The 13337-nt window shown below is 38.7% G+C and carries 14 protein-coding genes and 1 other annotated feature; of the genes, 3 read left to right on the top strand and 11 right to left on the bottom strand.

The features are described from left to right. The first annotated feature begins 161 nt into the window (after nt 1-161). From KQI66_RS05585 to KQI66_RS05575, 3 genes are read left to right on the top strand one after another with little or no spacing between them, the layout of a single operon-like run. Complete coding sequence (locus tag KQI66_RS05585) at nt 162-1088, top strand: metal ABC transporter substrate-binding protein (protein WP_216427693.1); 927 nt, start codon at nt 162-164, stop codon at nt 1086-1088. Continuing rightward, the gene (locus KQI66_RS05580; RefSeq protein WP_216427692.1) at nt 1085-1849 is read left to right on the top strand and encodes a metal ABC transporter ATP-binding protein; all 765 of its coding nucleotides are present in this window, start codon (nt 1085-1087) and stop codon (nt 1847-1849) included. The genes KQI66_RS05585 and KQI66_RS05580 overlap by 4 nt, the downstream gene beginning before the upstream one ends. Beyond that, on the top strand, nt 1833-2666 hold the full coding sequence (locus tag KQI66_RS05575; protein WP_216427691.1) for a metal ABC transporter permease: 834 nt from the start codon (nt 1833-1835) through the stop codon (nt 2664-2666). Before KQI66_RS05580 ends, KQI66_RS05575 begins: the two co-directional genes overlap by 17 nt. 39 nt (nt 2667-2705) lie before the next feature. Here the strand turns inward: KQI66_RS05575 and KQI66_RS05570 are convergent, their stop codons facing one another. The 11 genes from KQI66_RS05570 to pheA form a co-directional block, all read right to left on the bottom strand. Beyond that, nucleotides 2706-3122, bottom strand: coding sequence for a YjdF family protein (locus KQI66_RS05570; RefSeq protein ID WP_216427690.1), 417 nt, complete (start codon nt 3120-3122; stop codon nt 2706-2708). A 157-nt stretch (nt 3123-3279) separates the two neighbouring features. Next, entirely contained in the window at nt 3280-4269 is a 990-nt protein-coding gene (gene galE, locus KQI66_RS05565) for a UDP-glucose 4-epimerase GalE (RefSeq protein WP_216427689.1), read from the bottom strand. Between the two features lie 156 nt (nt 4270-4425). Further along, nucleotides 4426-5199, bottom strand: a complete 774-nt coding sequence (locus KQI66_RS05560; RefSeq protein ID WP_216427688.1) for an ABC transporter ATP-binding protein — start codon at nt 5197-5199, stop codon at nt 4426-4428. Further along, the gene (locus KQI66_RS05555) at nt 5192-6076 is read right to left on the bottom strand and encodes an ABC transporter permease (protein WP_216427687.1); all 885 of its coding nucleotides are present in this window, start codon (nt 6074-6076) and stop codon (nt 5192-5194) included. Before KQI66_RS05555 ends, KQI66_RS05560 begins: the two co-directional genes overlap by 8 nt. 29 nt (nt 6077-6105) lie before the next feature. After that, entirely contained in the window at nt 6106-7152 is a 1047-nt protein-coding gene (locus tag KQI66_RS05550; RefSeq protein ID WP_216427686.1) for an ABC transporter substrate-binding protein, read from the bottom strand. A 65-nt stretch (nt 7153-7217) separates the two neighbouring features. Further along, nucleotides 7218-7466, bottom strand: a binding site (T-box leader). A gap of 164 nt (nt 7467-7630) precedes the next feature. Next, nucleotides 7631-8149 carry a hypothetical protein gene (locus tag KQI66_RS05545; RefSeq protein ID WP_216427685.1) on the bottom strand — a complete coding sequence of 173 codons (519 nt, stop codon included), beginning with the start codon at nt 8147-8149 and terminating at the stop codon, nt 7631-7633. A gap of 227 nt (nt 8150-8376) precedes the next feature. Next, entirely contained in the window at nt 8377-8547 is a 171-nt protein-coding gene (locus KQI66_RS05540; RefSeq protein ID WP_216427684.1) for a DUF362 domain-containing protein, read from the bottom strand. Between the two features lie 114 nt (nt 8548-8661). Beyond that, the gene (dnaB, locus tag KQI66_RS05535) at nt 8662-10011 is read right to left on the bottom strand and encodes a replicative DNA helicase (RefSeq protein WP_216427683.1); all 1350 of its coding nucleotides are present in this window, start codon (nt 10009-10011) and stop codon (nt 8662-8664) included. 30 nt (nt 10012-10041) lie between these two features. Then, nucleotides 10042-10488: a 50S ribosomal protein L9 gene (gene rplI, locus KQI66_RS05530; RefSeq protein WP_216427682.1), complete on the bottom strand. Its 447-nt coding sequence runs from the start codon at nt 10486-10488 to the stop codon at nt 10042-10044. 1 nt (nt 10489) lies between these two features. Beyond that, nucleotides 10490-12436, bottom strand: a complete 1947-nt coding sequence (locus KQI66_RS05525) for a DHH family phosphoesterase (protein WP_216427681.1) — start codon at nt 12434-12436, stop codon at nt 10490-10492. A gap of 18 nt (nt 12437-12454) precedes the next feature. After that, nucleotides 12455-13282, bottom strand: coding sequence for a prephenate dehydratase (pheA, locus tag KQI66_RS05520; protein WP_216427680.1), 828 nt, complete (start codon nt 13280-13282; stop codon nt 12455-12457). Nucleotides 13283-13337 lie beyond the last annotated feature (55 nt).

Raw genomic sequence — 13337 nt, 5'->3', positions numbered from 1 at the left:
ATTTAAAATATATCGTTTTTCGTCATTTGAATATAACACAATATTTTAACTACTGCAATAAAAAATATTGACATATCACCAAATATGATAATATAATAGTCCTTGCACTTAAACGCAAATCATTTGCATTTACAAAATGCCTTACGGAGGTAATTATATATATGAAACAACTCAAACACATTCTGTCAATTATAATTTTGTCTGCACTGTCAGTGTCAATGCTTTCCGCATGTTCCGCTTCAAAGCCGGACGAAAGTACTCAGGATAATAATTTAACCGTCATGACATCATTTTATCCGATGTATGTCATTGCCGAAAACGTAATAGGAGATGCCGACGGAATATCGCTCGAAAATATGGCACCGCCTCAAACCGGCTGTCTGCATGATTATCAGCTTTCAACAACGGATATGAAAAAACTTGATAAAGCCAATATTTTTATAATTAACGGCGGCGGTATGGAAAGCTTTCTTGATAATGCTCTTGCATTATATCCCGATTTGAACATAATTGATACATCAATAGGAACAATCGAGATTGACGAGCACGATGAAGGCAATCTCGATGAGCATGAGCATGACCATGAGGAAAACGCTCATTTCTGGATTTATCCCGAAAATGCCGCAATACAGGCACAAAATATATGCAACGCCTTATGCGAGGCAATGCCGGAAAACAGCGAAGTATTTAAAAATAACACAAAAGCATTTATTGATTCACTTTCTTCAATTCCTTCATTTGACGGCAGTGGCATAAAAGCCTGTGTATTTAATGAAGCATTTGAATATTTTGAGCTTTCATACAATATGGACATTCCATATTGTGTCGAGCTTGATGAAAACCAAAGTCCGTCCGCAAAGGAGCTTGCGGAAATAATAAATTCAGTAAATGAGGACAACATCCAGCTTTTGATAACGGCAGATGATGCCGGAGAGCTTATCGCCGACACAATAGCAAGAGAAACAAACGCAAAGGTCATAAGACTTGATCCTGTTCTTACCGGAGATTATTCTGCCGACAGCTATGTGAAAGCTATGATAAACAATACAAACATATTGGAAAATGCAATAAACGGAGGATTAAAATGAGTATACACAATAATTGCGGTCTGCACCGTGTAAACATAGAAAATCTCGCCGTATACGACGGAAACGAACCTATTATATCAAACGTAAACATGGAATTTCACTGCGGAGAGCTTACAGCACTAATAGGTAAAAACGGCTCCGGCAAAACAACTCTTATAAAAGCCCTGCTTAACGAACGTCCACATACCGGCGAAATAAAATATTTCGATAACAACAGCAATCAAATAACAACACATAAAACAGGATATGTGCCGCAACAACTTGCTTTTGACAAAAGCACTCCTGTTTCCGTGCTGGACTTTATGGCATCAACGGTAACAAAACGTCCGGTATGGCTCAGAGTTAAAAAAGAGCTTAGAAACAGTATCCAAAAAAGACTTGATGATTTTAATGCCGGACATCTTATCGACCGTACTCTCGGAGAGCTTTCCGGCGGTGAACTGCAAAGAGTTCTTCTCGCAACCGCAATAGAGCCTATGCCCGACCTTCTTATACTTGATGAACCTGTTTCGGGCGTTGACATAAACGGTCTTGATATGTTTTATAAAAAAGTAACCGAGCTGAGAAGCAAATATCATATGGCCATTCTTCTCGTTTCCCATGACATCGGGCTTATAAAGCACTATGCTGACAGAATAGTTTTAATGGACAGAACAGTAATCGCACAGGGTACACCGAACGAAGTTTTTCAAACCGAAGCGTTCAAAAATATATTCGGCTATACCTTAAAGGAGGCAGAAAACAATGCAGACAATATATAATATAATGGAAGCAATTATTCCGTTTTCCTTCATAAAGTTTGACTTTATGAAAAACGCATTGCTTGCGACAATTCTTCTTACACCTCTTTTCGGTATGCTCGGAACTATGGCAGTAAACAACAAGATGGCCTTCTTTTCAGACGCACTCGGTCATAGTGCTCTTACAGGCATAGCAATAGGCGTAATACTCGGAACAAAAAACGTAATAATAAGCATGATCATATTCGGAATAATATTCGGCCTTGCCATAAGAAAGGTAAAAAGCAACACAAAAACCTCTTCCGATACGGTAATCAGCGTATTTTCGTCAACATCTATTGCACTCGGTATAGTCATACTTTCCAAAAGCGGAGGCTTTGCAAAATACTCATCATATCTTATAGGTGATATACTTACAATTTCACCGGCTGATATAAAGATAATGGCTATATTCCTTATAGTTGTATATATAATATGGTATTTTATATATAATCAGCTTTTGCTTTTAAGCATTAATCCTTCGCTTTCAGCAAGCCGAGGAATACGAAACGCACTTATAGAAAATATTTTTGTTGTAACCATAGCCATAGCCGTTATGATTTCTATAAAGCAGATAGGTATTCTTACAATAAATTCCCTGCTCATTCTTCCGGCAGCGGCAACAAGAAACATATGTTCAAATTCAAAGCAGTATCATATAATTTCCACAGTTATCGCTCTCGTCTGCGGTATTGCCGGACTTGTTATATCCTTCTACGCCGGAACAGCTGCCGGAGCAACAATGGTTCTTATTGCGGCAGCGGTATATTTCATAACCTATTTAAAATCGAACAAATAACAAAAATGCAGTCAGTTTTATTCACTGACTGCATTTTTATTAATGACCTTTATGCTTTTCCTTGCGTTTTAGCTGTTTCAGATTAAACCTCAAATACTTTTCAAGCATATTTTTCTCATGCCTATTTGATTTTCTTGTAAGCTTAGCCTGCTCCTGTTGTATTTTCAAGGCTTGCTGAGATTTTGTTCCTATTCCGTTGTTTTCAACGGCTTTTCTTATCTCTCTTCGAAGTCTTTTGGGATTTTTTATTTTTTCCTTTACAACAGCTGCAACAGCCGGACTGTATTTGAGCTTATAATATTTTCCGATTATAAAATTATATACCTCTCCGTCCTTTGGTTCTGCACCAAAAACGGTACGGCATACACACAGCTTGTTTTCAGATGTGCTTTCAAACACTCCCATCCAAAACTGTCCGTCAAATAAAACTGTAAGCTCAATAGATACTTTGTCCACGACAATTCCTCCTTAAATAAATTGATATGAACAAAGAACGGACGGCCCAAGGAGGGAGGGTTACTTACATCTGTTAATTTTAAGATGCGGCCGGACTACCTACCGGCTCTGGCAGAGTTTCTTCTGCGTTGTGTTTTTATCTTTGTTGTTTTTAACATTAATGTGTATATCCGTTTGGATGATTTTTATGCCAGTTCCATGCCGATGCAATAATTTCTTCAAGACTGTCATGCTCAGGCTTCCAACCAAGAACCTTTTTAGCCTTTTCGCTTGACGCAATGAGCTGTGCAGGATCTCCGGCACGTCTTTCCACATCTTTTACCGGTATAGGATGTCCCGTTACCTTTCTTGCTGTCTCGATAACCTCTCTTACCGAGAAGCCTACTCCGTTTCCGAGATTGAATATATCGCTGTTTCCGCCATTCATAAGATATTTGACTGCTAAAATATGTGCCTGTGCAAGGTCGGTAACGTGTATATAGTCTCTTATACATGTTCCGTCCTTTGTAGGATAATCGTTACCGAATATACTTACAAACTCTCTCTGTCCGTTAGGCACCTGGAGAATAATCGGTATAAGATGTGTTTCGGGATTATGTGCCTCGCCTATTTTTCCACTTTCATCTGCACCGCAGGCATTGAAATATCTGAGCGATACAAAACGAAGTCCATGAGCATTTGCTGTCCACTTAAACATTTTTTCCATAGACAGCTTTGTTTCGCCATATGGATTTGTCGGTTCTGTTCTGTCACTTTCGAGAATGGGAATGTTCTCCGGCTCGCCATATGTAGCGGCTGTTGACGAAAATACAATTTTATCTACATTATTTTTGACCATGCTCTCAAGCAATACCTTTGTACCGCAAAGGTTATTATCATAATATTTAAGCGGATCAGTAACGCTTTCGCCTACAAGTGAATATGCCGCAAAGTGTATTACCGCATCAATTTTTTCCTTTGAAAAAAGATCATCAAGAAAATTAATATCTCTTATATCACCTTTATAAAACTTTGCTCTGCTGTCAACTGCCTCAATATGTCCCGTAACAAGATTATCAGCAACAACAACATCTATATTTTCCTCACATAATGCCTTAACGGTATGCGAGCCTATGTATCCGGCTCCGCCGAGTACCAAAACCTTCATTTATACACACTCTCCTTTATACACAAAGATTAAATAATATATCCTTATTATATTACTGTTATCGGCATAACACCAGCATTAAAAACAAAAACCGTATCCAAATTAACGCACAAATGTCATTAATCCGATACGGTTTTAATTCAAATACAGTTTCAATCAGTTTCCACATTCAATACTTATTTTATTGAATACATCAAGTATATCATCTACGTTAAGGTTTGCCTTTTCATCTCCGCCTTTGTCCATAACTATATGGCCCTGATTCATCATTATAAGTCTGCTGCCATATTCAACGGCATATCTGAGGTTATGTGTTACCATAACTGTGGTCAAATGCTTTTCTCTTACCACATCATCGGTTATCTTCATAATAAGGTCTGCCGTTTTGGGATCAAGTGCCGCAGTATGCTCGTCCAATATAAGGAATTTAATATCAGTCATTGTTGCCATAAGGAGAGCCATAGCCTGTCTTTGTCCTCCGGAAAGAACACCGACCTTTATATGAAGCTTGTCCTCAAGACCGAGATTAAGAGTACTTAACTGCTCTTTGTAATACTCAATACGTTTTTTGTTTATTCCAAGGCTTAAACCGTAGCTTTTTGCCTTATTATCGGCAAGTGCCATATTTTCCAATATTGTCATATCGGGGCATGTTCCCATTGAAGGATTCTGATATACTCTTCCTATATCGTTATATCTTAAAAATTCCTTTTTGTTTGTTATGTCCTCGCCATTCATTATTATCTGGCCGCCGTCAACATATGTGCTTCCGCATATAAGATTAAGCATAGAGGTTTTGCCTGAACCGTTTGAGCCGACAACCGAAACAAATTCACCGTCATTGACCGTAAAGTTAAAATCATTGAAAAGGCACATTTCGTTTACAGTACCTACATTATAATATTTATCTATATTCTTAAGCTCAAGCATTTTTCTTCACCTTCTTTTTTCTGTCCATAGTTATTACAAGTATCACTAGGAACAAAAATGCCGTAATAAATTTCATATCCGTTGCACTTAAGCCTCTTGATATCGCAAAAGCAACACAAGCCTTATATACAACAGCTCCGAAAAGAACCGCTGTCGTTGCCTTAACTGCCGAAACATTTTTAAACACATTTGTACCTATTATTACGTTTGCAAGACCGATAACAACCGTACCCGTTCCCATTGATATATCAAAAAATCTCTGCTGCTGGCACATTATTGAGCCACTCATTGCAACAAGGCCGTTGGCAATGGCAAGGCCGAGTATTTTAACAAGTCCTGTATCCTTTGCAAGCGTGGTCACAAGTGTTTCGTTATTTCCTACGGCTCTGAGAAGAAATCCGCTCTTTGTATTGAGATAGGCGTCAAGAATAAACTTAGTAATAAGAGTGAGTATAAGTGCAATTATTACCGTTTTATACAGAACAAGTGACTGCGGAAATATTGAATTGACAAAGCTGTTGTCAAAAACAGTATTCTGGCTGAAAAGCGGTACATTCGCCTTTCCGGCTATTCTTAAGTTTATACTGTAAAGCGCTGTCATCATTATAATTCCGCTTAAAAGGTCACGAACCTTAAACTTAACGTGTATAATACCTGTAAGTGCACCTATCACCATACCCGATATAAAGGATATAAGCAGTGAAAGATATGGATTTATACCTTTCGTAAGCAGAACGGCTGTTATAGCCGCACCTGCCGGAAAGCTTCCGTCTGTTGTCAAATCCGGAAAATCAAGTATTTTATATGTTATATAAACTCCAAGAGCCATTATTCCGTATATAAGGCCCTGTTCCAATACTCCTATGAGTATACCCATGTCTTTACTGCCCCTTCCATAAAAACCTATTACTGTTCTGCTATTGTATCAAAAACCTCTACTGCTGTTGACGCATATTCGTCGTCTACTATTACTCCAAGCTTATCTGCAACTGCTGTATTTAAGTATAATCCGCATTCTGAGATTGTTTCATAATTCATTTCCGAAGCCTTAGCCTCACCTTTTAATACCTTTGCTGCCATTTTACCTGTCTGAACACCAAGACTTACATAGTCAAGACCAACTGTTGCAAAGCATCCGTTCTTAACCTGTTCAATTTCTGAACCAAATACCGGAACGCCGGCTGCTGTTGCCTTAGAAATTTCTGTTGCAAGTCCCTGTACAACTGTGTTGTCTGTAAGGTTAGAGATACAGTCAACCTTTGTAACTATGTTATCCATTGCAAGAGGAATATCCGCTATTGTGCTGATACCTACTGTTTCAAGCTCAAATCCGTATTTTCCTGCAAGTGCTTCATATTCTTTAATTGCTGATTCTGAGTTTACTTCGCTTGTTGTGTAAAGAATACCGATTGTCTTTGCATCGGGAAGAATTTTTCTTATCATTTCAAGCTGTGCCTCAACAGGAAGCTTATCACTTGTACCTGTTACATTTCCGACAGGTGTTCCGTCCTCGTTTGCAAGGCCTGCCATTACGGGATCTGTTATAGCTGTGAATATAACAGGAATATCTGTCTTCATTGCTGCATTGTATGCGCTTAATGCTGCCGGTGTAGCTATACCGCAGATCATATCAACGCCGCTTGAAATAAAGCTGTCTGCAATCTGTCCGGCTGTTCCTGTGTCAGCCTGTGCGTTCTGGTAAACAATTTCAAGGTTTTCGCCTTCAACAATGCCTTCTTCCGCAAGTCCCTGTATAAAGCCTTCACGGCAGTTGTCAAGTGAACCATGCTCAGCAAACTGTGAAATACCGATTTTGTATGTTGTTCCGTCTGTTGTATCTGTTGTTTCCTTTGTATCTGTTGTTGAACCTGAGTTTGATGTTGATGATGAGCAGGCTGCTGTTGATAACACCATTGCTGCTGCAAATACCATCGCTAAAATTCTCTTTTTCATAATATTTCCCCCTTAAACACATTTTAAATTCATTCATAAATAAAAAAATCCGTCTCAAACTAATCGTTTGAGACGGTTATAAACATAATTATAATCGTGGTACCACTCAATTTGCCCTAAAGCCACTCTAATGTACAATCATACATTTCTCTTTGATAACGGGTACAGAAACACCCGTCAGAAACTACTAAGAAAACCGTTCGTTCTGCCCTCAGAAGTCCATTCGTACTTATTGAAAAATACTGTCCTCTCACCACCGACAGCTCGCTTTGAAGTTCCGGAATAAGTCTACTACTCTTCGTCATAGGTTTTAACAAATCAAATACTATCACGTTAAATAGCAAAAGTCAAGTATTATTTCAAATACATTGAATAAAACTCAGCCAACGTAGTCAATACTTAAGTAATTTAAGAACACAGCCACACTTAGAATGGTATTAAAATCTATAAATAAAAGCATTATTCATCAAACCAAAAATTATTTTTTCTGTTCTCTCTCAATCCCCAGTATGTCATAATATTCATCACTATACTCAATACCGCTATTATCAAAATATGCTTGTATTTCTTTTACATATTCATAAGGATTATCCATAGGAGCAATACCTAACTCTGTTTCTATATATTTTATTGTTGCTTTCTGCTCCTCCGTTCGGATCGCTTTCTCTTCTTTTAGATGCTCTATAAATTTATTTTTATCCATCCACACAATCTGCTCAATAGGATTAGTTGAACCGCAAGCAATAATAAGACGCATAAAATCCTCAAAGCTTTTTGCCAAAGGATATACAAAAGCATCGGCACAGGTATCGGGATTGCAAGCAAAAACCATATCTCCATAAGGCTCAATAAAGCAATACATAATATTCCCTTCAAAGCCTATCGCCTTTGCGTTGATAGGATAACAAAAGTATCCGCAAACATCTTCAATATGCTCAAGGCCTATCAAAGAACCATTTATATTCAATTTCTTATATCGTTCAAAAAGCGACTCCATACCCTCATATTCCTTTTTACAATCATATTCATCTTTACTTATCTAAATTATATCCTAAAGCCTCAAACATTTCCACTCACACTTCAGCATATATCAGAAAAGTATCAACAACCTTTTTCTCCGCCCTATTCTATTCATCACCGTTAAAAGGCATAAAAAAAGAACTACTTCTGAAAGCAGTTCCTTTTTTTATGTAGATCTACATAAATTTCACTTTATAATGGAAATTAAGCAAGTTTAGGAGCTCCTACAGGACAGTTACCTGCACATGCACCACACTCGATGCAATCTCCCTCATTGATTTTGAAAACGCCACCGTCTTCTACGATGCAAGATGTAGGACAGTCTGCTGCACATGCACCACATCCGATGCATTCTGAACCAATATGGTATGCCATTTGAATACACCTCCTCAAATAAAATCTTTTATTATTTTATAACATAATACAAAAAATTGCAAGAAAAATTTGCGTAAAACATGACAAAATTTTGTTAGTATTAGATAACAGCACTTAATATTGAGGAGCCATATTTGCAAATTTTGTATATTGTCCCAACCATGTAAGGTTTACCGTTCCCGTAGGGCCGTTTCTCTGTTTAGCTATAATAAGTTCGGCAACATTTTTCTTTTCCGACTCCGGAAAATAATATTCATCTCTGTAGAGGAACGTAACAACATCGGCATCCTGCTCTATAGCTCCCGACTCACGAAGGTCGGAAAGCATAGGTCTGTGGTCCGCTCTTGCCTCACAGGCACGGGAAAGCTGCGAAAGTGCTATTACCGGAGCCTCTATCTCTCTTGCAATAGCCTTAAGTGAACGGGATATTTCCGATATTTCCTGCTGACGTGAATCGGTTCTCCCGTTTCCGCTCATAAGCTGGAGATAGTCGATTACAACCAGTCCGAGCCCTTTTTCAAGCTTAAGCCTTCTGCATTTTGCTCTTATATCCATTGCCGTAATTCCCGGAGTATCATCAATATATATAGGTGCCTCACTGAGCACACCCATTGCATCGACAAGCTTGCTCCAGTCATCGGCATTAAGGTCACCGGTTCTTACCTTCTGTGCGTCAACAAGTGCTTCAGCACACATCATACGGTTTACAAGCTGTTCTTTGCTCATTTCCAGAGAAAATATAGCAACCGGAACATGCTGTTTTACAGCCGCATTCTGGGCAATATTAAGCGCAAACGCTGTTTTTCCCATAGACGGTCTTGCCGCAATAAGTATAAAATCGGATTTCTGAAGTCCGGCTGTCTTTGCATCAAAATCAACAAAGCCGGTTGATATACCTGTTATTTTCTCATTCGAGTTATATATTTCCTCTATTTTTGAGAACGTATTATAGGCAACGTCCATAATTGAAGAAAAGCTGTCCGTATTTCGGTTCTGCATAACATCGAATATTCCCTTTTCAGCTTTATCGAGAATATCGTTTATATTTTCCGCACCTTTGTAGCTCATTTCGGAAATGTTTCCGGAAAGCTTGATTAATCTTCTGAGAACGGACTTTTCCTCAACTATTTTCGCATAATTTCTTACATTAACGGAGCTTCCTACCGCACCGACAATATTGGCAAGCGTTTCAACGCCGCCGATTTCGTTAAACACATTCATTTCTTCGAGCTTATTTTTTACGGTAACGACATCAATAGGTGTCCCCTTTGTATAAAGCTCAAAGGCCGCCTCAAAGACAGCCTTGTTTTCCGGTGAGTAAAAATCCTCGCTTTTTAATATTTCAAATGCCTCAGCGGCCGCATCTCTGTCCATAAATATGGACGAAAGCACAGCCTGTTCTGCATCAATATCATGGGGCATTCTCTTCTGTATTAAATTATTGTCATTTTGTGACTGCTCCATGATAATCTCTCCTTTGTATCAAAAAATCTATTATTCTCCGGCTATTTCAACCGCAAGCTCAACCGTTACCTGAGGATGAAGCTTAATCTTAACAATTCTTCTGCCTACCATCTTAATGGGAGCGTCAAAAGAAATTTTCTTTTTATCTATATCCATTCCTGTCTGCTTTGCAAGTGCATCGGCAATTTCCTTGTTTGTTACGGATCCGAATACCTTTCCGTTTTCTCCTGCCTTTACGCTTACCTTTACAACCTTGTCATTAAGCTGTTCGGCAATTTTCTTAGCCTCTTCAAGCTCCTCTTTCTTTCTCTTTTCCTCTGCTTTTTTCTTAAGCTCAAGGTCATTCATATTTGCCTTTGTTGCCTCAACCGCAAGTTTTTTAGGAATAAGGTAATTAAGTGCATAGCCGTCGTTTTTGTTTACGATGTCACCCTTTTTACCAACGCTTTTTACATCTTCAAGTAATATAAGTTTCATATCAATTTGCCTCCTCTATATACTGCTGTACAGCCTCTTTCACAAGCTCCTTTACAGCCTCAATATTCGTATTTTTAAACTGGGCACCGCTTATCGTCTGATGTCCGCCACCGCCGATTTTTTCAAGTATAACCTGCACATTGACCTCACCAAGGCTTCTTGCACTGACAAATATTGTGTTTCTGTCGTCACAAAGCACAAATGATGCCTTAACACCTTCAACATCAAGCAGCTCATCTGCCGCCTGTGCGGCTGTAACTGCTGAATTTCCGTAATCAGAAGGGCATATGGAAAGATACATTCCGTCTGCTATCATTTCGGCATTTGCCGCAGCAGCGGCTCTTGCACGGAACACACTCATATCCTCCTGCAAAAGCTTTCTTACTCTTATGCCATCTGCTCCGCATCTTTTAAGATATGCAGCAGCCTCAAAGGTAATTGTTCCCGTTTTCATGCTGAAATTCTGTGTATCAACAGTTATTCCGGCAAGAAGTGCATCAGCCTCAAGCGGCTTAATTTTAACCTTTTCACCGATATACTGTATCATTTCCGTTATAAGCTCACTCGTTGACGAAGCATACGGTTCATGATAAACCATAACCGCCTTATCAATGAAATCTGTGCTCTTTCTGTGGTGGTCAAACACAACGACCTTAGTTGCCTTATTCAGAACATCAACAGATTCAACTCTGCTGTTTATATGCGTATCAAGAATAACAAGCAGTGTGTTTTCGGTAAGATCCTGCCATGCTGTCTGTGAATCGATAATAAGCCCTTCATAATCCGTACCGGCAGTAAACTTAGAAACAGTTTTGCTTATTATTGTCGGAACTTCATCAATTATTATATGGCAGTCCTTATTCAATGCCTTTGATATACGGTATATGCCTATTGCAGAACCAAAGCAGTCCGAATCAGGAATTTTATGTCCCATAACAAATACCTTTTCGGATTCAGTAATAAGCTCCGAAAGTGCATCTGCCTTAACTCTTGCTCTGATTCTGGCATTATGGGATACCTCTCCGCTTTTTCCGCCGTAAAATATATATTTCTCTCCGTTTTTGATAAGTGCCTGGTCGCCGCCTCGTCCGAGAGCCAGGTCGATAGCCGCTTTTGCACTCTTCATTGCAGCTTCAAGTGAAGCTTCGCCTATTCCGATACCTATACTCAAAGTAACGGGAATATGCTCACCTATTGTTATCTCTCTTATTTCATTGAGTATTTCAAACTTGTTTTTCTGGAGCTTTGTAAGCTCTTCTGCCGCAATACAGAAAAAATATCTGTCCTTTTCCGTTTTCTTGAGTATACCTTTTGCATCATGTACCATTGCCGTAAGCTTTCTGTCCACAATGGCAGTAAGCATAGGTATAACAGAATCATCAACACTTTCGATAACCTCATCATAGTTATCAATATATATAAGTCCGACAACGGTTTTATCGTTTTCAAGGCTTTTTCTGAGCGTTGTAAGCTCGGTAACATCCATAAAGCATAAAGAATTGGCTATGCTTCCGTCTGTAAGCTCCGCATGAGAAGAATAGATGCGGTATTGTCTGTCATTAAGACTGACTATCTGATTATTGAGATGCTCATTGTATTCCGGTATTTTTTCTTTAATATTAAGATCCTTAAAGCATTTAAGCCCCATAAGCTGATAAAACTCCTCATTACAGCCTATAAGGTTAAATTCGCCGTCAATCACCGCATATGGCACAGGTATATCGTTTTTCACGACCACCTCCGGCTCATCGTCCTCTTCGGCAGGCTCTTCTATCTTTTCCTTCTGCTGCATAAGCCGTCTTTTCTTTATTACAGTAGCAATGACAGCCTCTGCCGCAATAATAACTATGCCGAAAATTCCGCCGACAATAACACCTATTGCACCAAGCACAGCAAAAAGAAGAATAATCAAAAAGTCATTACTTTTTTTAAAATCATCATTATCCATATTAGCCACCGTCAGTCCTCAATCAATAGATAAATAGCTTCCAAGATATTTAAAAAACGATACCTTTCTTTTAAGAAGTTTTATGGCATCATTAAGATCATCATCGTTATCAGCAACAAGGTCAATATAAAAAACATATGTACCAAGCTTATGTTTAGCCGGTCTTGATTCAATTTTAACCATATTTATATCATATATATTAAGAATATCCAGAACACGGTAAAGCTGTCCGGGACTGTTGTCATCATCAAGCGTAAAAGCTATGCTTGTTTTTTTATTAGCCTGAAGTTTTCCTTCCGCCTTTGATATAACAACAAATCTTGTTGAGTTTGTATCATCATCGGCAATATTTTTTCCGATTATTTCAAGTCCGTAAACCTCAGCTGCTCTTTCGGGAGCAACAGCCGCCAGCGTTCCGTCACTTTCTGCAACAATATGAGCCGCCTCAGCAGTTGACGAGACCGTAGAGGTATGTGTAAATCCCATATCCTTTAAATATTTTCTGCACTGGGCAATACCCTGCATATGTGACACAACCTCTTTGATATTTTTAAGCTCCGTGCCTTTTTTAACCATAAGGTTCTGATTTACCTTAAGTATTAGCTCGCACTTTATATACAGCTGAACATCAAAAATCAGCTTATCCATAGTACTTGTAACAGTACCCTCTATTGAGTTTTCCAAAGGAACTATTCCTTCGTCCACAGTTCCGTCCGTAACCGCCTCTATAACATCGGTTATTGTCGAAAATATTTTATATTCACATACATCCTCTTGTTTATTAGCATATATCATTGCCGCCTGTTCGGAAAAGGTTCCGTTAGGGCCAAGATAACCAAGCTTCATCGATTTATCTCCTTTAAAACAAACTCTGATATAGTATTTTACCACACAAATTCGA

Source organism: Anaerotignum sp. MSJ-24 (assembly GCF_018918145.1).
In the GTDB taxonomy this organism is placed as follows: Bacteria; Bacillota; Clostridia; order Lachnospirales; family Anaerotignaceae; genus Metalachnospira.
The sequence above is the reverse complement of the archived record's forward strand: the minus strand, read 5'-3'. Positions and strand labels throughout refer to the sequence as shown.

Coding starts and splice junctions, on each gene's coding strand:
- KQI66_RS05550 (WP_216427686.1), bottom strand. CDS start 7,152: ATGAAAAAGAGAATTTTAGCGATGGTATTTGCAGCAGCAATGGTGTTA.
- KQI66_RS05525 (WP_216427681.1), bottom strand. CDS start 12,436: ATGGATAATGATGATTTTAAAAAAAGTAATGACTTTTTGATTATTCTT.
- pheA (WP_216427680.1), bottom strand. CDS start 13,282: ATGAAGCTTGGTTATCTTGGCCCTAACGGAACCTTTTCCGAACAGGCG.
- galE (WP_216427689.1), bottom strand. CDS start 4,269: ATGAAGGTTTTGGTACTCGGCGGAGCCGGATACATAGGCTCGCATACC.
- KQI66_RS05545 (WP_216427685.1), bottom strand. CDS start 8,149: ATGGAGTCGCTTTTTGAACGATATAAGAAATTGAATATAAATGGTTCT.
- KQI66_RS05560 (WP_216427688.1), bottom strand. CDS start 5,199: ATGCTTGAGCTTAAGAATATAGATAAATATTATAATGTAGGTACTGTA.
- KQI66_RS05555 (WP_216427687.1), bottom strand. CDS start 6,076: ATGGGTATACTCATAGGAGTATTGGAACAGGGCCTTATATACGGAATA.
- KQI66_RS05575 (WP_216427691.1), top strand. CDS start 1,833: ATGCAGACAATATATAATATAATGGAAGCAATTATTCCGTTTTCCTTC.
- KQI66_RS05580 (WP_216427692.1), top strand. CDS start 1,085: ATGAGTATACACAATAATTGCGGTCTGCACCGTGTAAACATAGAAAAT.
- KQI66_RS05585 (WP_216427693.1), top strand. CDS start 162: ATGAAACAACTCAAACACATTCTGTCAATTATAATTTTGTCTGCACTG.
- rplI (WP_216427682.1), bottom strand. CDS start 10,488: ATGAAACTTATATTACTTGAAGATGTAAAAAGCGTTGGTAAAAAGGGT.
- KQI66_RS05540 (WP_216427684.1), bottom strand. CDS start 8,547: ATGGCATACCATATTGGTTCAGAATGCATCGGATGTGGTGCATGTGCA.
- dnaB (WP_216427683.1), bottom strand. CDS start 10,011: ATGGAGCAGTCACAAAATGACAATAATTTAATACAGAAGAGAATGCCC.